Annotated in this window: 19 protein-coding genes; 17 read left to right on the plus strand and 2 right to left on the minus strand. The window is 39.8% G+C overall.

All coding sequences use genetic code 11. The features are described from left to right. Positions 1 to 330 precede the first annotated feature (330 nt). Genes LZZ90_RS02065 through LZZ90_RS02075 form a run of 3 tightly spaced genes read left to right on the plus strand, consistent with a single transcriptional unit; the run spans position 331 to position 2,674 of the window. Positions 331 to 1,077: a hypothetical protein gene (locus LZZ90_RS02065; protein ID WP_237789016.1), complete on the plus strand. Its 747-nt coding sequence runs from the start codon at positions 331 to 333 to the stop codon at positions 1,075 to 1,077. Between the two features lie 12 nt (positions 1,078 to 1,089). Then, positions 1,090 to 1,851, plus strand: a complete 762-nt coding sequence (locus tag LZZ90_RS02070; protein WP_237789017.1) for a hypothetical protein — start codon at positions 1,090 to 1,092, stop codon at positions 1,849 to 1,851. Between the two features lie 7 nt (positions 1,852 to 1,858). Next, positions 1,859 to 2,674, plus strand: coding sequence for a hypothetical protein (locus tag LZZ90_RS02075; protein WP_237789018.1), 816 nt, complete (start codon positions 1,859 to 1,861; stop codon positions 2,672 to 2,674). Between the two features lie 25 nt (positions 2,675 to 2,699). Here LZZ90_RS02075 and LZZ90_RS02080 read toward each other — a convergent pair whose 3' ends face one another. After that, positions 2,700 to 3,566, minus strand: coding sequence for an AraC family transcriptional regulator (locus LZZ90_RS02080; RefSeq protein WP_237789019.1), 867 nt, complete (start codon positions 3,564 to 3,566; stop codon positions 2,700 to 2,702). Between the two features lie 230 nt (positions 3,567 to 3,796). Here LZZ90_RS02080 and hemA point away from each other — a divergent pair, with 230 nt between their 5' ends. From hemA to LZZ90_RS02145, 13 genes are all read left to right on the plus strand, one after another. Then, positions 3,797 to 5,056 carry a glutamyl-tRNA reductase gene (hemA, locus tag LZZ90_RS02085; protein WP_237789020.1) on the plus strand — a complete coding sequence of 420 codons (1,260 nt, stop codon included), beginning with the start codon at positions 3,797 to 3,799 and terminating at the stop codon, positions 5,054 to 5,056. After that, positions 5,049 to 5,972 (plus strand): hydroxymethylbilane synthase, encoded by a 924-nt coding sequence (gene hemC, locus LZZ90_RS02090; RefSeq protein WP_237789021.1) that lies wholly within the window; start codon positions 5,049 to 5,051, stop codon positions 5,970 to 5,972. Before hemA ends, hemC begins: the two co-directional genes overlap by 8 nt. Next, complete coding sequence (locus LZZ90_RS02095; RefSeq protein WP_237789022.1) at positions 5,972 to 6,640, plus strand: uroporphyrinogen-III synthase; 669 nt, start codon at positions 5,972 to 5,974, stop codon at positions 6,638 to 6,640. Before hemC ends, LZZ90_RS02095 begins: the two co-directional genes overlap by 1 nt. Before the next feature lie 30 nt (positions 6,641 to 6,670). Then, positions 6,671 to 7,696, plus strand: a complete 1,026-nt coding sequence (gene hemE, locus LZZ90_RS02100) for a uroporphyrinogen decarboxylase (RefSeq protein WP_237789023.1) — start codon at positions 6,671 to 6,673, stop codon at positions 7,694 to 7,696. Further along, positions 7,696 to 8,187: a hypothetical protein gene (locus LZZ90_RS02105; protein ID WP_237789024.1), complete on the plus strand. Its 492-nt coding sequence runs from the start codon at positions 7,696 to 7,698 to the stop codon at positions 8,185 to 8,187. The genes hemE and LZZ90_RS02105 overlap by 1 nt, the downstream gene beginning before the upstream one ends. Next, positions 8,135 to 9,037, plus strand: a complete 903-nt coding sequence (hemF, locus tag LZZ90_RS02110; RefSeq protein ID WP_237789025.1) for an oxygen-dependent coproporphyrinogen oxidase — start codon at positions 8,135 to 8,137, stop codon at positions 9,035 to 9,037. The genes LZZ90_RS02105 and hemF overlap by 53 nt, the downstream gene beginning before the upstream one ends. 11 nt (positions 9,038 to 9,048) lie before the next feature. Continuing rightward, entirely contained in the window at positions 9,049 to 10,047 is a 999-nt protein-coding gene (hemB, locus tag LZZ90_RS02115; RefSeq protein ID WP_237789026.1) for a porphobilinogen synthase, read from the plus strand. Beyond that, positions 10,047 to 10,433, plus strand: a complete 387-nt coding sequence (locus LZZ90_RS02120; protein WP_237789027.1) for a c-type cytochrome — start codon at positions 10,047 to 10,049, stop codon at positions 10,431 to 10,433. The genes hemB and LZZ90_RS02120 overlap by 1 nt, the downstream gene beginning before the upstream one ends. Positions 10,434 to 10,542: 109 nt before the next feature. Next, positions 10,543 to 11,022, plus strand: a complete 480-nt coding sequence (locus LZZ90_RS02125; RefSeq protein WP_237789028.1) for a hypothetical protein — start codon at positions 10,543 to 10,545, stop codon at positions 11,020 to 11,022. Beyond that, positions 11,012 to 11,212 (plus strand): helix-turn-helix transcriptional regulator, encoded by a 201-nt coding sequence (locus tag LZZ90_RS02130; RefSeq protein ID WP_237789029.1) that lies wholly within the window; start codon positions 11,012 to 11,014, stop codon positions 11,210 to 11,212. Before LZZ90_RS02125 ends, LZZ90_RS02130 begins: the two co-directional genes overlap by 11 nt. Before the next feature lie 17 nt (positions 11,213 to 11,229). Continuing rightward, a complete protein-coding gene (locus LZZ90_RS02135; protein ID WP_237789030.1) occupies positions 11,230 to 11,700 on the plus strand; it encodes a methylated-DNA--[protein]-cysteine S-methyltransferase in 471 nt (156 codons plus the stop codon). A 156-nt stretch (positions 11,701 to 11,856) separates the two neighbouring features. Further along, a complete protein-coding gene (locus LZZ90_RS02140) occupies positions 11,857 to 13,017 on the plus strand; it encodes a serine hydrolase (RefSeq protein ID WP_237789031.1) in 1,161 nt (386 codons plus the stop codon). Between the two features lie 59 nt (positions 13,018 to 13,076). Then, complete coding sequence (locus tag LZZ90_RS02145) at positions 13,077 to 13,790, plus strand: 3'-5' exonuclease (RefSeq protein WP_237789032.1); 714 nt, start codon at positions 13,077 to 13,079, stop codon at positions 13,788 to 13,790. A 53-nt stretch (positions 13,791 to 13,843) separates the two neighbouring features. On the opposite strand, the gene LZZ90_RS02150 is transcribed toward LZZ90_RS02145, so the two are convergent. Next, the gene (locus tag LZZ90_RS02150; protein WP_237789033.1) at positions 13,844 to 16,798 is read right to left on the minus strand and encodes a S8 family serine peptidase; all 2,955 of its coding nucleotides are present in this window, start codon (positions 16,796 to 16,798) and stop codon (positions 13,844 to 13,846) included. Positions 16,799 to 17,017: 219 nt separating this feature from the next. On the opposite strand from LZZ90_RS02150, the gene LZZ90_RS02155 reads away from it, so the two are divergent. Next, positions 17,018 to 18,457: a nucleoside recognition domain-containing protein gene (locus tag LZZ90_RS02155; RefSeq protein WP_237789034.1), complete on the plus strand. Its 1,440-nt coding sequence runs from the start codon at positions 17,018 to 17,020 to the stop codon at positions 18,455 to 18,457. The last annotated feature ends 8 nt before the right edge of the window (positions 18,458 to 18,465 follow it).

The following is an 18,465-nucleotide window of genomic DNA, read 5'->3' on the forward strand; positions in this document are numbered from 1 at the left end:
ATATACATTTTATTTAGATTTTGTTACACTTTATAAGACAAAAGCACTCCTTGTTAAAATAACTTCAAAAACATTCGTTTTGTCGTAAAAATCATCAATTAAACCAAATTGTAACATTTCTAATGATTAATGTTATTTTTAATGAATTTTCATTATTAAATATTTATAAAAACATAACTTTTTATTAACTTACCTCAACAGACTAAGTTTTTTTTTGTCATTTTACTTGTTTTTTAATATTTTTTTTAAAATTAACGCAACCCTATTTTGTTTTCTGCATCTTATAAGTACAAGCCCCCTTAACAAAGTACTAACCAAATCCTAAAGAGCATGAGAAACGCCTACATTTTATCCGCATTGCTCATTTGTTGTTCCCTATTTGCACAAACCAGTGCAGTAGGAATCGGAACAACAAATCCACAACAAAAATTGCATTTAGACAAAAGCGTTGGAACTGTTCGTGTTGAAAGTCTTAGTAAAGACAATAATCCGTTTAACGGAGGAAACACCAACCCAACAGGTACCTATCCGCTTTATGTTGACAGCAATGGAGTCCTTACCTTAGCATTAAATACCTTTGAAAATTCCGATGGTAGTGATGCTATTGACCACACCACAATCCCAACTGCCACCCTAACAATGACCGCCGCCGATGCTGACGGTAAAGTAGACGGGACCATCCTTACGTATACTGTAAGTGTGCCAAGACAAGCCATCTTGGAAATCAAATACAGTATCAGCTACGAAATTTACCATAACAACTCCATGCTTAAAATAAGAGATGCTGGAGCAAGACGCATTACCACTTATTATACGGTTGATGACCTGCCAAGAAAATACGGTCAAGCAAGTAAAAGCTACATGAGTTACAATAAAAACAATCCTGCTCCCTACATTGCTACCGATCGTCTTTGTGCGGTAGGACAAATGTACAACACTAGTACAACTTATGTTCAATTATCTGCCGGAACACACACTATTAAATTAAAAGGCGAGATCAGTTCAAATCTTCCATCTTTACCAACTTATGTGAAATATGCCGTAGACACCGATTCGCTATTTATGAGACTTTACTAAAACCCCAAGCTTATGAAAAAGTCATTACTCGCTTTACTATTAACCTCATTTATAGGTTATTCCCAAGTAGGAATTGGCACAGCTAATCCTCAATCGGATTTACATATTGCAGGAAATCTTTCAACCATTAGAATTGAAAAACACAGTGCAGTAAACAACCCTACACTAAACAACGGACTAAAACCGGCGCTTGCATATGTAAACGCAAACGGAGACATTACATTATCTCCCTCAGGAGCAAATGGATCTAGCTCAACAGGTCTTACTCCGCCTATTAATTTCTTAATTGACGTTAATGATTTTGTACCTGCGGGTCCTTTGGGATATGGTACCATAATCAATAATTCAACCGCCGTAACTTCATCAAACGGATTGATTACCGTGGTTCCTTTTTCTTCCCCACAAGCCGCCTTAATTGAAGTAAAGTATGGCATTACCGTTTTATTTTCCTCTACCGATTTGAATTCTGCCGCAACCCCATTTAACGACTCATCTGCAAGAATAGCCAAGGTGTATTTTTGCATTGACTTGAATAATGACGGGCTTGACGCAACAGAATTATCAAAAAGATACGGTTTAAACGGTTTACCTTATTCTTCATTTGCACAAGGAATTTTAGGGTATGCCTACATGAACTCTCACGGCTATTCCTCCATTCCAGCAGGCAACCACTCCTTACACTTTTTTGGGCAAATCAATGATGGTGAAAGCAAACTAACAAGTGTAGGCTATGGTGGTGCAAAGGATTTTCTTAAAATAAGAATCTATAACTAAACTTACTATGAAAAAATATATTACACTCTCCGTTCTATTAACTGCACTGGGCGCCAATTGCCAGGTAGGAATCAAAACAACCAATCCACAGGAAGGCGTTCACGTTGGTGGCGCAAATTCAACGGTAAGGATTGAAGGTTTAAATGCGGCAAACAACACAAACAATCTTGGAGTAGGAAATTCATCTCGTGTTTATATTGATGCCAATGGCGATTTAGTTCTTGGTTCAAAAGACAACAACATCGAAATCTTGTTTGATGCAGAAAATTATTTAAAAGACGACAAGGAAAACGTGAACAACGTAATCCAACACGGCTATGGTGATGGTTACACCTATGCGGGAATCCCGAGAGATATTCCAAACTCAACCTTTACCTTAACGCGTCCGGCAATCGTTGAAATCAATTATTCCGTGTCTTGGAATATCGAGAAAAATGCCAATTTACGTGTAGGCGACAGTTATGCCCGTGTTGTTCAAACTTTATTGTACTTTAGACAGGGAAGTTATGTTGGTCCTGTCGTTACAACTGATTTGGAAGGAAATTTAATTGGTGGTGCCTTCGAAATTGACGGCGGCACTTCAACCTTAGGGGGCGGACTGGGCATCACCGGACAATACTATTCCAATGGAGCTACAGGAACCGGGGAAATTGAAAACTTCCACAACACCGGTTCAGATTATGTTAAACTGCCTCCAGGAACGTACTGCCCAATGTTTTCTGCTCAGTTAGCCGTTACCGACACCAGCGGATCCGGAGCGATGAAAATGTATTTGGGAACCGCAAACGATGAAGTTCAGATTATTGCACACTACTATAATTAAAAAAAACGGCCAGAGGGCCGTTTTTTTATGCACTTTTCTCTAACAGGTATTTTTTTGGAGTTGTCCCGAATTTCTTTTTGAAGGCTGCAATAAAATGACTTGCGGTACTGTACCCGATTTTCAATCCGACTTCGTTCACATTGTAAGAACCAGAATCCAACAGTCTTCGCGCATGTTCCATTTTATAATCAAACAAAAAACCGTAAACCGTATCGCCGTAAATCTGTTTAAAACCCATTTTTAGTTTTTTTAAATTCAAACCAACTTGATCCGCCAGTTCCTGTAATCCTGGTGGTTCCGCCATGTTTGCGATGACGATTTCTTTGGCTTTTTTGAGTTTCTGAACATTTTCTTCATCAATTAAAAACGGACATTGTTCGGCATCCGGATCTTCGTTTCGGTTAAAAAACAGACTCAGCAACTCATAGCCCTTGCCTTTGTAATACATATTTTTGATGGACGGGTTCAACGAATAATGAAACATCTGGTTGAGCACAATGGCCATGGAAGGACTGATGTTTTCTTCCCCATAATACTTCTTATCCTTATTCTCATCACTCAAAAAAGGAATATGTTCCGCTTGCTCAGAAAACAAACCATGGAATTTTTTAATCGACACCAAAACAGTGATTACCCAAGATTTTGGCGCAATTTCCATTTGAAGCGGCAATTCTTTCTGCGGATTGTACAACAAAAGTGACTTTTCTTCCTTCAACTCTAATGCGTAATTCCCTTGATTAAAGATGAATTTTGCACTGCCTTTCAATCCGAAATGAAACTGGATCAGCCCTGTATGTACCTGACGCTCAAAACGAACCGTCTCTTCCGAATCGTTCTGAAAACGCAACAGGATAAAATCCTCTTCAATTTTTATTTCTTCCGTAGAACCCATAGCGGTATTTTTTCGTATGTATTTATAAATCAAATTTACAAAACTATTTAGAATCACTCTAAATTAAAAAGTTCTGAAGGCTTGATTTTCATACAAATTTAAGAGAAATAACGCGTAAAAGTCAAATTCACTCAAAAATATCCCTGAGCGACATAAAAAGAACTTCCAGCGTTATTTTTATAAAATTGCAGGTAGTACTTTTGTTGAACTTTAAGGATAAAGTGAAAAGAATGGAAAATAACACGATATCAAAGCCTGCTTCGTTCTATGTTGTTGGATTGAGCTATAAGAAAGCAGACGCCGAGATTAGAGGTAAATTCAGCCTTGACCCCGAGGCCAAAACCAACTTGTTACAACAAGCCAAAGATACAGAAATTGACAGTTTACTGGTTACTTCAACTTGTAACCGTACTGAAATTTACGGTTTTGCCCAGCATCCGTTTCAACTGATCAAATTGCTTTGCGACAATTCCCAAGGGACCGTGGAAGATTTCCAACAGGTGGCCTACGTACATAAAAATTCTGAAGCCATCAACCACATGTTCCGTGTAGGAACCGGTCTGGACAGCCAGATTTTAGGGGATTTTGAAATCATCAGCCAGTTGAAAAACGGTTTTATCGAAAGTAAAAATGTCGATCTTACCAACAATTATATGGAGCGTTTGACCAATGCGGTAATACAGGCCAGCAAACGCATCAAGAACGAAACGGAAATTTCTTCCGGAGCCACTTCGGTTTCTTTTGCCGCGGTTCGTTACATTTTCAATAATGTTGAAGACATTTCCAATAAAAATATTCTGCTTTTCGGAACCGGAAAAATCGGAAGAAACACTTGCGAAAACCTGGTAAAACACACCAAACACGAACAGATTACCTTAATCAACAGAACCAAAGACAAAGCCGAGAAATTAGCCCGAAAATTAAATGTGGTGGTAAAAGACTACGCGAATTTAGAGGCTGAAATTCAAAAGGCCGATGTTTTAGTGGTGGCCACAGGAGCACAAAATCCAACAATAGACAAAGCGATTCTGAACCTGAAAAAACCTTTGTTGGTTTTAGATTTATCTGTTCCGAAAAACGTGAACGAAAACGTGCAGGACGTGGAGGGCGTAACTTTAGTACACATGGATCATTTATCGCAAATGACCGATGAAACTTTGGAAAACCGCAAAAAGCACATCCCTGCTGCCGAAGCGATTATCGAGGAAATCAAAGACGAGTTCATCGGCTGGACCAAAGCAAGAAAATTCGCCCCAACAATACATGCTTTAAAGGAAAAATTAAACACCATTAAAGATAAAGAATTGACCGCTCAACGCAAGAAAATCAGTAATTTCGACGAAGAGCAGGCGGAACTTATCAGCAACCGCATCATTCAGAAAATAACCAACCATTTTGCCAATCATCTGAAAGACGACAATACCATGGTCGATGAAAGCATCGAATGGATCGAGAAAATCTTCCAGATAGAAACCGTAAAAAATGACTAAAAAAATACGCATCGGAACCCGTGACAGCGAATTGGCGCTTTGGCAGGCACACACTGTACAGCACCAATTGCAGGAGTTAGGGTATTCCACCGAAATAGTGGCCGTAAAATCTACCGGTGACATCATACTGGACAAACCTTTATACGAATTAGGCATCACGGGCATTTTTACTAAAACCCTAGACGTTGCCATGTTAAGAGGCGATATCGACATTGCCGTACATTCCATGAAAGACGTACCCACCGCTTTACCGCAAGGGATCATTCAGGCAGCTGTTCTGGAACGTGCTAATGTGCTTGATATTTTGGTTCATAAAGGAAACGTTGATTTCTTAAGTGGAGAAGGAACCGTGGCTACCGGAAGTTTACGCCGTCAAGCCCAATGGCTGAACAAATACCCACAACACCAAGTGGTCGATTTACGCGGAAATGTAAACACCCGTATGCAGAAATTGCAGGAAAACGATTGGAACGGAGCGGTTTTCGCAGCAGCTGGTTTGGAACGCATCAACTTAAAACCGGAAACCTATCTCGATCTGGATTGGATGATTCCGGCTCCGGCACAAGGCGCGATGATGGTAGTTGCGATGGAAAACGATGAATTTGCCTTGGACGCCTTAAGTCAGTTGAACCATATCGAAACGGAAATCTGTACCTATATCGAACGTCAGTTTTTAAGAACCTTGGAAGGCGGTTGTACTGCTCCGATTGGAGCTTTAGCAAACTACAATGAAGAGAACGATACCATTGATTTTCACGGTGTTTTATTTTCCATTGACGGAAGTCAAAAACTGGAAATCAAACGCGCTTTCGATATTTCCGAGTGGAAGAAATTAGGCTTCAACTGTGCCAAAGAAATTTTAGACAACGGCGGCTCGGAATTAATGGCCGACATCAAATCGAAACTGAAAAAATAATGAGTGAAGCTGTTCGCATCGTATCCACCAAAAAACTGTTAAGCAATCAGAAACAATATCTTTTGAATGCCGGATTTTCAGTTGTGGAAGCCGATTTCATTGCCACAAAACCAGTCGATTTTCAATTAAAAGACATTAATGAAACCTTGATTTTCAGCAGCCAGAACGGCGTGGAAAGTGTATTAAAACATCCTAAAGCTGAAGAATTAAAAACAAAAGACGTTTTCTGTGTAGGTATCAAAACCAAAACTTTATTAGAAGCAAACGGTTTTAATGTAGTGGCTTATACAGGTTATGCTGAAGATTTGGCAGAAATCATCACGCTTGTCTACGGAAACAACAAATACACATTTTTCAGCGGCAACCTGCGTCGTGACACCTTACCGGAAATGATGAAAGAAGCAGGTGTAGTCTTCAACGAAATTACTGTGTACGAAACCATTTTAACACCCCAAAAAATAGATTCCAAACCGGATGGCATCCTATTTTTCAGCCCATCAGGTGTGGAAAGTTATCTGAAACAGAATAAAATCACCTCCGAAATCGCTTTTTGCATCGGGAACACCACAGCAGATGCGGCCAGCCAATCGGGAATCAAAAATATCGTAATCGCCAATCAACCTACCATTGAGAACACGATTATCCAATGTATCAACGAATTTAAATAACACTTGCAATTACTGCAACAGATAGAAAGCATGATTAAAAACGACCTATTTCTAAGAGCACTAAAAGGAGAAACTGTAGAGCGCCCTCCGGTATGGATGATGCGTCAGGCAGGAAGATATTTACCGGAATTCCGTGCACTTCGCGACAAATACGATTTTTTCACCCGTTGCGAAACTCCGGAATTAGCGGCTGAAATTACCGTACAACCGATTCGTATCGTAAAACCCGATGCTGCAATCTTATTCTCGGATATTTTGGTAGTACCAAGAGCAATGGGTATTCACGTGGAATTAAAGGACAATTTAGGACCTATCATTCCTGATCCTATCCGTTCGATGGAGCAAGTAGAAAAGGTATTCATTCCAAATATTGAAGAAAGTTTAGGCTATGTGATGGACGCCATCAAACTAACCAAAGAAATGCTGAACGACGAAGTACCGTTAATCGGATTCGCCGGTTCGCCTTGGACGATTTTCTGCTATGCTGTGGAAGGAAAAGGATCAAAAAGCTTTGATACCGCTAAAGGATTCTGCTTTTCAAACCCAGTTGCCGCGCATACCTTATTGCAAAAAATTACCGATACCACCATCCTATATTTAAAAGAAAAAGTAAAATCGGGAGTAAACGCTGTACAGATCTTCGATTCTTGGGGTGGCATGTTATCCCCAACCGATTACCATGAATTTTCGTGGAAATACATCAACCAAATCGTAGAAGCTTTGGCTGAAGAAACTGAAGTGATTGTTTTCGGAAAAGGCTGTTGGTTTGCTTTAAACGAAATGTCAAAATCGAAAGCATCTGCTCTAGGAGTAGATTGGACGTGTTCTCCAAGAAACGCCCGTTATTTAACCGGAGGCAACATCACTTTACAAGGAAACTTTGACCCAAGCCGTTTATTATCGCCGATTCCAACCATCAAAAAAATGGTACACGAGATGATCGACGAATTCGGAAAAGACAAATACATCGTGAATTTAGGCCACGGAATTTTACCGAACATTCCGGTGGATCATGCTAAAGCGTTTGTGGAAGCGGTAAAAGAATACAATATGTAATGCTTAAAAAAAGAGAAAGTATCTTCAATTTAGAATTTGATAGCCCTTGGGTTAAATACTTTTTCTTTGCTTTTGTACTTGGTTTGGGATTCTTTATTCTTGCTCATGACATTTATAAGCAATCAAATTATGATTATAAAGGAGAATTTTATAAAGAACACATAAAAGATGAAGTCAATGCAAAGGTTCAATACAAAATAGATAATGAATGGCATAGAGATAAATTAGGAAAAAATCATTTTGACCGAGCAGTATTAAGACTTTCTGACTCATCTGAAATTGGTTATTATTCTATTTATTTCAAAGTAAATGTTGGAGATTCACTTATAAAAGAGAAGAATTCAAAAACAATAAAAATCATAAAAAAAGATACTATTATTTATAATGATATTTATGATGAAAATAAATTCCATTATGAATTAAGATACGTTTCTAAAAATGAAAGAACAATTTTATTCCTACATACAGAATCTTCAAGACCAAATCTGTAAAGGTTTGGAAGGTCTGGACGGCAAAGCCAAATTTCGTCAGGATTTATGGGAGCGTCCCGAAGGCGGTGGCGGAAGAACCCGCGTGATTGAAAACGGCAACGTATTCGAAAAAGGCGGTGTGAACATTTCAGCCGTGCACGGTGCCTTACCGGTGGCGATGCAAACCTATTTTGGAGTTGGTGAAGTCGATTTTTTTGCCTGCGGACTAAGTCTGGTGATTCATCCGAAAAATCCGATGGTGCCGACTGTTCATGCCAACTGGCGCTATTTTGAAATGTACGACAAACAAGGCAACATCGTAAACCAATGGTTTGGTGGTGGTCAGGATTTAACCCCATATTATCTGTTTGAAGAAGACGCAAAACATTTTCACCAAACCTGTAAAACGGCTTGCGACAAGCACAACCCGGAATTCTATCCAAAGTTTAAAAAACAATGCGACGACTATTTCTGGAACGCTCATCGTGACGAAGCACGAGGCATTGGCGGTTTGTTTTTCGACCATTTAAAAGCAACTGAAGAAATGTCAATGGAAAACTGGTTCAATTTTGTAACCGAAGTCGGCAACAGTTTCCTTTCCGCTTATTTACCGATTGTTGAAAAACGAAAAGATTTACCTTCTACAGAAGCCAACCGAACCTGGCAGGAAATCCGTCGCGGTCGTTATGTAGAATTCAATTTGGTTCACGATAAAGGCACCCTATTCGGCTTAAAAACCAACGGAAGAATCGAATCGATTTTGATGAGTTTACCTCCGCATGTGCAATGGGTGTACGACCATCATCCGGAAGCGCGAAGCGAAGAAGAAAAATTAATTAAAGTATTAGCCAATCCAGTCGATTGGATTTAAAAATAAACGTTATGTACCCATTACACCGAGGCAGAAGATTACGCGTAAACGAAAGCATTAGAAGTTTAGTGCGTGAAACTAGTTTAAGTCCCGCAGATTTCATGTTCCCGATGTTCATCGCAGAAGGTGAAAACGTAAAAGTGGAAATCCCATCAATGCCGGGTATTTTCCGCCGTTCAATTGATTTGACGGTAGAAGAAGTAAAAGAATTGTTTGCTTTAGGCATTCGTGCGGTAAACATTTATGTAAAAGTAAACGACAACTTAAAGGACAACACCGGAAAAGAAGCCTGGAACCCCAACGGATTAATGCAACAGGCAATTAAAGCAATCAAAACCGCTTGCCCGGAAATGATCGTAATGCCCGATGTAGCTTTAGATCCGTATTCGATGTATGGACACGATGGAATAATAAAAAATGGCGATGTAGCCAACGATGAAACGGTGGAAGCACTTGTGAAAATGGCCGTTTCCCATGCGCAGGCCGGAGCTGATTTTGTAGCGCCCAGCGACATGATGGACGGACGCGTGTTGCGTCTACGCGAAGGTTTGGATGCAGCTGGTTTCCATAATGTGGGAATTATGAGTTATTCGGCGAAATATGCTTCGGCATTTTACGGACCGTTTCGTGATGCTTTGGATTCTGCCCCAAAAGAAGCGGATATCGAAGTACCGAAAGACAAGAAAACCTATCAAATGGATTACGCCAATCGCATTGAAGCCATCAAAGAAGCGGTTATGGATGTGGAAGAAGGAGCCGATATGGTCATGGTAAAGCCGGGAATCGCTTATCTGGATATCGTTCGTGAAGTTAAAAACGCCGTGAACGTTCCGGTGACGGTTTTTCATGTTTCGGGAGAATATGCGATGATTAAAGCTGCTTCGGAACGAGGCTGGTTGGATCACGACAAAATTATGATGGAACAACTCATGTGCATCAAGCGTGCCGGAGCTAGTTTGATTTCTACTTATTTTGCCAAAGAAGCCGCTATTTTATTGAATCATAAATAATGAAGAAGAATGTTTTAGTGCTTGCTGCTCTTGCCCTGACAGCCTGCAAAAATGAAGAAAAAGAAAAAGCTGCCTTATATCCGGAAGTAAAAAAGTCTCCAAAAGAAGTCGCTTTAGCTTTAGGAAAAGAAGTTTTTGACGGAAAAGGTATGTGTTATTCGTGCCACAAACCCAATCAGAAAGTAATTGGGCCGAGTGTGGCGGATATTGCTAAAATTTACAAAGAAAAAGGCGCCAGCATTACTGATTTCCTTACTGAAAAAAGCGGTCCAATTGTAGATCCGACACAATACAGCGTAATGAAAACGAATTTTGCCATTACCAAAAACCTGCCGGAAGAAGAACTGAAAGCCCTTGAAACTTACATACTTAGTTTCGCTAAATAATATTTCTGTCCTCTTCGGAGGACATTTTTATTTGACAAAATGTAAAATTTATTTGTCATTATGGAAATTATGTTTTACATTTGAAGTAATCATTTAAAAATCAATCATCATGAAAACGAACTTTTTATTTCCGAATGTGCTTAAAAAACCAAGCTTAATTCTATTGTTACTTTCTTTTTTCGGACTGGTATTTGTGTTGAATTTCAACGACGACGAAGCGGTGCAGCTGCAAGCCAAAGTATTTGCTTTAATGAACGATCAGAACTTAAAAGGTCCTTTTTATTTCAGTTGGGCCAAGAACAACATACTTGATGAACTGGCAATGCTGCTTTTCATTGCAAGCGGATTGGTGTTTGCCTTCTCTAAAGAGAAAACCGAAGACGAAATGGTCGCAAAAATTAGGGTGGAAAGCTTGGTATGGGCCACCTATTTCAATTACGCAGTATTAGCATTCTGCATTCTTTTTATTTACGGACTGCCTTTCTTGAATGTGATGATGTACAACATGTTTACCCTGTTGGTCTTCTTCATCATCCGTTTCCATTGGATGCTATACAAATCAACTAAATTTGAACCCAATGAAGAATAACGTAAAAGTACAACGCGCCATCGCCAACCTCACTCAGGCGGAACTGGCCGAAAAAATTGGGGTAAGCCGACAGACCATCAACGCCATTGAAGCGGGAAAATACGTTCCTTCCACTGTTTTGGCTTTAAAGATTGCCAAACTGTTCGAAAAATCCGTTAACGATATTTTTGAATTGGAAGCCACCGACTAATTTGCTATCTTTAGCAGATGCAAACGGTTTTTATCAATACTCCATTAGGTACCGCTAAAATAAAAGGCGATGAACTGGGCGTTTCGGTGATTTCGATTCTTCAGGAAGGCGAAATTTCGAAAACCATACCTGTGGAGTTGAAGGATGCCGTAAAGCAATTGCAGGAATACTTCGAAGGGAAACGCACCACGTTTAATTTTCCGATCAATCCCAAAGGTACCGAGTTTCAGCAAAAAGTATGGAAAGCCCTTTTGGAAATCCCGTACGGAAAAACCACTTCCTATATGAATTTGTCCAAGAAGTTGGGCGATGTGAAAGCGATTCGTGCCGTTGCTTCGGCAAATGGCAAAAACCCTCTGTGGATTGTGGTGCCTTGTCACAGGGTGATTGGTTCCGATGGTTCACTGACAGGTTATGCCGGTGGTTTGTGGCGTAAGAAATGGTTACTTGATCATGAAAACCCGCAAAAGCAACAAAGTTTATTTTAATGCCATGGCTTCCCACCAGCCCCGATAGCAGCAACTACCTTGTAGTGCGGATAGCGGGAATATGGTTTACAAAAATTCCTGAATCATTCGCTCCAAAAAATAAAAAAGATAATCCGAATTTGTGTAAATTCGTGGAAATCGGTTAAACCTTACATTATGAAATTCCTGAAAAGCTTCCTGAAATGGTTTTGCATCATTTTGGCATCCATCATTATTTTGATGTACATTTTCGATGTAGATTACTTACTTCGCGCCGTAAGAACCATTTATTTCAGAGGGTATACCACGGCATTTTTGGATGATTACACCCATTTTCCGAACCGTGAAATCAAAAAAGGAACAGGTCAGCCGTGGGCTATTGCCAAAGATTATAATTCTGTACCTGCAACTGAAGAATTAAATAAAACCCATAAAGAATTGGGAACCGTCGCTTACCTCATCATTAAAAACGACAGCATCTGGCACGAGAGTTATTTTGACGGGTATGGAAAAAAATCCAAATCGAATTCGTTTTCTATGGCCAAAAGTGTGGTTTCGGCAGCACTAGGCAAAGCAATTATGGATGGTAAAATAAAAAGTTTAGACCAAAAAGTAACTGATTTTTTTCCGGAACTCAAAGGTAAATTTGCCAAGGAAGTAACAGTAGGAGATTTATCTTCAATGGCTTCCGGATTGAGTTGGGATGAAAAGTATTACAGCCCATTTTCCATAGTCACCCGCGCCTATTTTGACAACGATTTAAAGAAAGTGATTTTAGGATTGGATGTTAAGGAAAAGCCCGGACAGTCTTTTAAATATTTAAGCGGTGCCACGCAATTATTGGCGATGTGCCTCGAGAAGGCGACTGGCGAATATTTATCGGATTATGTTTCCAAGAATTTCTGGCAACCGATGGGCGCAGAAAACGACGCACTCTGGCAATTGGACCACAACGGCGATGGAATTGAAAAAGCGTATTGCTGTATTGCCAGTAACGCACGAGACTTTGCCCGCTTTGGGAAACTCTACCGCGATTTTGGAAAATGGAACGGCAAACAACTTTTAGACAGCACTTTTGTAGCGAAATCCATTAAACCAAGATTTGCAGACAGCCCACAGTATGGTTATGGCTTCTGGTTGCATAAAATCAATGGGAAACAATTGTTTTACATGCGAGGCCATTTAGGTCAGTTTGTGATTGTAGTACCACAAGACAATGTGATTATCGTTCGTTTGGGTCATATCAAAGGGGTGCAAACCGAGGAAGATCCTCATAGTAACGATTTATACGTATACTTTAACGAAGCTTACAAAATGTTGGAAAAGCGAAAAAAATAATCTTAATTTGTACTACTTTTCATCTATAAACCAAATAGCATTTTTATACACCAAACATCATGATTGAGAAAATTGCCTTAGACAACATTCTGTTTCTGGACATTGAAACCGTACCTGAAATAGAAAATTTCACCGAACTGGATCCGGTAAAACAGGAACTTTTCGCGACAAAAACCCAATACCAGCGCAAAGAAGATTTCACTCCGGAAGAATTTTACGAAAGAGCCGGAATTTGGGCGGAATTTGGAAAAATCATCTGCATTTCGGTTGGGTATTTTACCTTGAAAAGCGATATCCGTCATTTTCGGGTGACTTCTTTCTTTGGGGAAGAATCTAAAATTCTGAAAGACTTTTCTAATTTACTGAACAATCATTTTTCACAGCCCCAACATCTGTTGTGCGGGCACAATGCCAAAGAATTCGATTTTCCGTTCATCGCCAGAAGAATGCTTATTCATGGGATTCAAATCCCCCAGAAACTAAATTTGTTTGGGAAAAAACCTTGGGAAGTACCTCATCTGGACACTATGGAACTCTGGAAGTTCGGGGATTATAAAACCTTTACTTCTTTAAAACTACTGACCAATGTTTTGGGTATTCCTTCACCTAAAGACGATATCGACGGCAGCGAAGTTGGAAAAGTGTATTACATCGACAAAGACATCGACCGCATAATTACTTACTGTGAAAAAGATGTAATAGCCGTGGCGCAAATCTTTTTGAAAATGCGCCGCGAGGATTTGCTCATTGAAGAAGAAATCATTCATGTGTAACCATAAAAAAAGGGCTTCAGTTATGAAGCCCTTTTTATTTGTATCATTTTAAATTATCGGTTTAAAACAATTTTCTTAGTGGTTTTCTTCCCATTGTTCTCAATAGAAAGCATGTAAACCCCACCTTGTAGGTTTTCAATATTCAACACCTCGAAAGATGTAGAGATTGTTTTAGAAAGGATATTTCTTCCTTGAACATCCATCAGTTTCAATTGCGTATCTCCGGAAAGTTCCTGAGGCAGGCTGATGTTTAAAATCCCTTTTGTTGGATTCGGATACACCTTAGCGCCTTTTATTTCGTTATCTACAACACCCATCGATGGTGTAAGGTTACAGATTTCAATACTAACACTATTTATTGAACCACCATCAGTAGCATAAGGATCATCTACGTGAAGTACCCAGGTTCCATCTGCAACCAAACCGTTTAAATTACTCAAGGGTTGTAATGGTGCAATAGAGCCGGAAATGTTAGGATTTCCTGAACAGGTTGGTGCACCACCTGAATCCTCAACGGTACAAATAATATTGTCTCCGCCTCCACAAGCTTCCTGGATTAAGGTTACCGTTGGGCTTCCAAGAGCCGCCGGCCCTTCTAACCAAATAGTCATATCCTGCACATATATGTGAGAAATATTCAAATTAATTTTCATTTCTCCGATGGTTAATCCACCTGTTATATCTACCGGAACAGTTGCTGTGGCATTAGCGGTGTCAGCAATATAAGCATTCGAATAATCCGTAGCATCAAAAATGTTTCCGCAAACTAAAAGACCGGTTTTAAAGTTAAACACCGTTGCATTAGAAGCAGAAGCCGCACCACATCGATTCGAAGGCACTACTCTCCAAAAGTAAACTGTATCTTCGTTTAATCCTGTTAATAAAAATTTATTAATTGTAACCGTTTCATTAGCAACCATCAACGTAAAGTTTGGATCGGTAGCTACTTGAAGATTATAACTTTCTGCGTTGGCATCAGCATTCCAAGTAAGAATTAATGATGTAGAAACACCATTACTTTCAATTGCAGGAGAAGTTAAAACCGTCGGTTGGAACGTCGAGTTAAAAATTTTCAAAACTCTGTAACGAGTTTCGGTTTCTGTACCGTTGTTTCCAACAATTCCAATATTGTACTCTCCCGGAACTACACTTGAAAGGTTGCTAATCGTAGCCGTTACCGTACCATTGGCACTTAAAGAACTTGGTGTAAAGTTTGCAACTGCACCTGCGGGTAATCCTACCGCAGAAAACGTTGTAGTACCCCCACCAGTTTGTTTGTAATTAAAAGTATAAACCGCATTTTGGTTGGCACACAGCAAAGCATCTGTAGAGGTTGGCACTAATGCAAACACTGAATTTGCTCCACTTACAACAAAGGAAAATTCCTGTTTCCCATTTGTCATAGCATTTCTACCCGACAAATTCCCTTTGTGGCTAATCGTTACCGTATAATCTCCTGCTGTAGGCGCATCAATTTCAACTTGTTCAACGTTATCAACACTATTGTCTCCATCACGTAAAGCATCCGAAGTTGGGTCCACCAATCTCCATGGATAATAAGTCGTTCCGTTTCTTGTAACTCGTATATCCAAATCATTTACCAGTGCAGGAGTCGGATCGTTTGTTGGTAGCGTTCCATTATTGGCAACCCCTGGCAAGTCTGTCCATGCAATTCCAACGATAAGAGGTGATGATCCATTAGATCTAACGGTGGTGGTAAAGGTTTCTCCTTGACTAAGGGTTTGCTCGGAAACCCAACTGTTTAATCCGTTATCGGTTATGGCTTGTGCCGCTCTTTTAGCGTTCAACAATCCCCAACCGAAAACTGCGTCCGGCCCTGTGTTTCCGGCATCATCTGCTGTTTGACACACTAAAGCTTTTAAAGTAGCCGCTTTCATAAAACCATTGGTTAGGTTTTTATAATGTTGCTGCAATAACAATATAGTTCCTGCTACGTTAGGACTCGCCATAGAAGTTCCTGAGAGTGTTTGAGTAGCTGTATTAGAGGCACTTCCTGTTGATGTAACACCCGTTCCGTTCCCGGTAATATCAGGTTTGATTCGCAAATCATCCGTTGGACCTTGACTACTGCTCGTGTTTATCTGCAATGGTGCAGTTAGATTTCCAGCTGTATCCACAGAAGCATCTTGAGCGTTGGCTACCACTAAATTATTTTTACAAACTTTATTTCCTGTAAGTTTATCATACCCTCCAGCTAAAGGTTCATTGTTTTCATCAAGTCCGTTATTACCTGCCGAAGCAACCATTAAGTAATAGGGAGCCAGATATGCTACTTCGTCCCAATTTCTAGCATCTTGAGTGTAGGCTCCAATATACCAGGCCGGAATCGGATTTCCATTACTGATGATCGGAACGCCATATGAATGATTGGAAATCAACATCCCTCCTTGAATCTCCGTTAACACTTCTGAAATATCATTGGTCCATTCAAAAGTTCTTGCCGATGCTTTCCACGCCATTCCTTTTGTTGCCGCCGAAAGATCAGAAGCCATAATAGTTCCTGTTACGTGTGTTGCATGAAAATTATAGGTGGTTCCAGAAGGATCGTCTACCGTGGTAACTCGGTTGGAAAAGGAGTTATGGGTACGTCTTACTATACCTCCATCCCATACGCGGGCTACCATATTCTCCCCATTAAGGTTCAAACCTAAAGACCCTCCAGTATGCAGATGATTAGCTCTAGTTGATTTTGCAGCAGCCGCATTGTCTGTTGAAAAATACAATGGAAAACCATCCGGAGTCAACCTCATCAATTCTTTATACGAACCATCCTTTTCTATAATTTTGATTGGCCAGTTGTTCTGTATGGCTGCCTGCTCGGCTTTGCGCTTTTCATCAGCGTCTTTTTTCTGATGAAATTCCCTTAAGGAGTTGATTTTTTTTAAGTCGTAATTTTCAGTTATCTTACTTACATCCTCTTTTGTTTGTGCAAAAGCAGAAGCGGAAGAAACCAGAAACACAAAACTCAACAAATAATTTTTTTTCATTTTTTGGTAGTTCTAGTTAGTTATGTTGTCAAATATACATTTTTATTTTTTATTCTGTTATAAAACAGCAACTTAGACACATAATTTCACACAATTGTTAATTTATTGTTTTCACAATCGTTCACCAATGATCGTGGCAGATGAGCCAAAAAATTGAAATCGGTGAAAATATTTCGCAACAAAACCTATAAATGTTACATTTACGAAAAATATAGTTTTATGGTATTAAGCAGATTTTGGCTCGCAATTTTCATTTCTTCCATTGCATTTGTAATCATCAGTTTGTTTTCCGGGAACAGCTATTCCATCGATTATATCCTCAATGGAAAAAAAGACGAACCAATGCTTATTTCGGAAAAGTACCTAAACGAAATACCAGTATTTGTCAAAGACAGCATCGAAAAAGCACCTGAAAACACGATCATAATTAATACGGTTACTTCCAATCCGGATACAACCTACGTTTATAAAAACCAAACCGTAAAAATCTATAGCGGCGTTCAAAAATCGGACGGTTTATTGCCTACCTGTAAAAACAGCTTATTGGATTTGATCCTGCCGTTAATTGCCTATCTGGCTTTTTTCTGCGGACTGATGCAATTGCTGATTGATTCCGGTGCCGCCGAAAAGCTGGCCAAAAAACTAAGTCCTGTTTTTGTAAAAGTCTTTCCTTCGGTTCCCAAAAACCACGAATCGATTTCGTATATGACCCTTAATTTTGCCGCAAACTTTCTCGGATTGGATTCCGCGGCAACCCCATTCGGTTTAAAAGCCATGGAAAGTTTACAGGAACTCAATCCCGAAAAAGACAAAGCCAGCGATGCCCAAATCATGTTCATGTGTTTGCATGCAGCCGGCTTAACATTAATACCAACCTCGATTATTGGTTATCGTGCTGCTGAAAACGCTTCCAACCCAGCCGATGTGATGCTGCCTTGTATTATCACCTCGTTTGTGGGGACTATTGCCGCATTTCTTCTAATCGGAATCAAACAGAAAATTAATTTTAAAAGCGCTTCGCTGGTTTTGGCATTAATGACCATCATTGCTGCAATAGCCGGTTTGTTGTTCTACATCAGCGGATTGGATTTGATCGGTAAAAACTATTTCACCGGGAATCTTTCCGGGTTGATGCTGATCGCTATCATCGGTTTTACCCTAGTGTTTTCCTTCATTCATGAAAAAAAATTCGCCGAGAAAAACACTACAATTTTTGATGCTTTTGTTGAAGGCGCCAAAAACGGACTGCAAACCGGAGTTAAAATCTTCCCTTATGTAATGGGAATGCTAGTGGCCATTTCGTTCTTCCGCAACAGTGGCTTGTTTGAAATTATTAGTAACGGGATTTCGTTTGTTTTTTCCAACATTGGAGTAAGCAAAGAGATTACCGATTCCTTACCGGTGGCGATGTTACGCCCTTTCAGTTCGGGAGGTTCCCGAGGATTTATGATTGATGCCATGCGTAATTTCGGGCCGGACTCCTTCACCGGACGCTTAAGCTGTATTTTCCAATGCAGTGCCGAAACCACTTTTTATGTGATTGCGGTTTATTTTGGGTCGGTAAATATCAAAAACACTAGATATACTTTAGGAGCAATGCTTTTAGTGGATTTGATTTGTGTGATTACGGCGATTTTCGTGGCAAGCTGGTTTTTTTAATCGAATAA

This window comes from Flavobacterium sp. SM15 (genome assembly GCF_022012335.1).
In the GTDB taxonomy this organism is placed as follows: domain Bacteria; phylum Bacteroidota; class Bacteroidia; order Flavobacteriales; family Flavobacteriaceae; genus Flavobacterium.

Coding starts and splice junctions, on each gene's coding strand:
- LZZ90_RS02065 (WP_237789016.1), top strand. CDS start 331: ATGAGAAACGCCTACATTTTATCCGCATTGCTCATTTGTTGTTCCCTA.
- LZZ90_RS02070 (WP_237789017.1), top strand. CDS start 1,090: ATGAAAAAGTCATTACTCGCTTTACTATTAACCTCATTTATAGGTTAT.
- LZZ90_RS02075 (WP_237789018.1), top strand. CDS start 1,859: ATGAAAAAATATATTACACTCTCCGTTCTATTAACTGCACTGGGCGCC.
- LZZ90_RS02080 (WP_237789019.1), bottom strand. CDS start 3,566: ATGGGTTCTACGGAAGAAATAAAAATTGAAGAGGATTTTATCCTGTTG.
- hemA (WP_237789020.1), top strand. CDS start 3,797: ATGGAAAATAACACGATATCAAAGCCTGCTTCGTTCTATGTTGTTGGA.
- hemC (WP_237789021.1), top strand. CDS start 5,049: ATGACTAAAAAAATACGCATCGGAACCCGTGACAGCGAATTGGCGCTT.
- LZZ90_RS02095 (WP_237789022.1), top strand. CDS start 5,972: ATGAGTGAAGCTGTTCGCATCGTATCCACCAAAAAACTGTTAAGCAAT.
- hemE (WP_237789023.1), top strand. CDS start 6,671: ATGATTAAAAACGACCTATTTCTAAGAGCACTAAAAGGAGAAACTGTA.
- LZZ90_RS02105 (WP_237789024.1), top strand. CDS start 7,696: ATGCTTAAAAAAAGAGAAAGTATCTTCAATTTAGAATTTGATAGCCCT.
- hemF (WP_237789025.1), top strand. CDS start 8,135: ATGAAAGAACAATTTTATTCCTACATACAGAATCTTCAAGACCAAATC.
- hemB (WP_237789026.1), top strand. CDS start 9,049: ATGTACCCATTACACCGAGGCAGAAGATTACGCGTAAACGAAAGCATT.
- LZZ90_RS02120 (WP_237789027.1), top strand. CDS start 10,047: ATGAAGAAGAATGTTTTAGTGCTTGCTGCTCTTGCCCTGACAGCCTGC.
- LZZ90_RS02125 (WP_237789028.1), top strand. CDS start 10,543: ATGAAAACGAACTTTTTATTTCCGAATGTGCTTAAAAAACCAAGCTTA.
- LZZ90_RS02130 (WP_237789029.1), top strand. CDS start 11,012: ATGAAGAATAACGTAAAAGTACAACGCGCCATCGCCAACCTCACTCAG.
- LZZ90_RS02135 (WP_237789030.1), top strand. CDS start 11,230: ATGCAAACGGTTTTTATCAATACTCCATTAGGTACCGCTAAAATAAAA.
- LZZ90_RS02140 (WP_237789031.1), top strand. CDS start 11,857: ATGAAATTCCTGAAAAGCTTCCTGAAATGGTTTTGCATCATTTTGGCA.
- LZZ90_RS02145 (WP_237789032.1), top strand. CDS start 13,077: ATGATTGAGAAAATTGCCTTAGACAACATTCTGTTTCTGGACATTGAA.
- LZZ90_RS02150 (WP_237789033.1), bottom strand. CDS start 16,798: ATGAAAAAAAATTATTTGTTGAGTTTTGTGTTTCTGGTTTCTTCCGCT.
- LZZ90_RS02155 (WP_237789034.1), top strand. CDS start 17,018: ATGGTATTAAGCAGATTTTGGCTCGCAATTTTCATTTCTTCCATTGCA.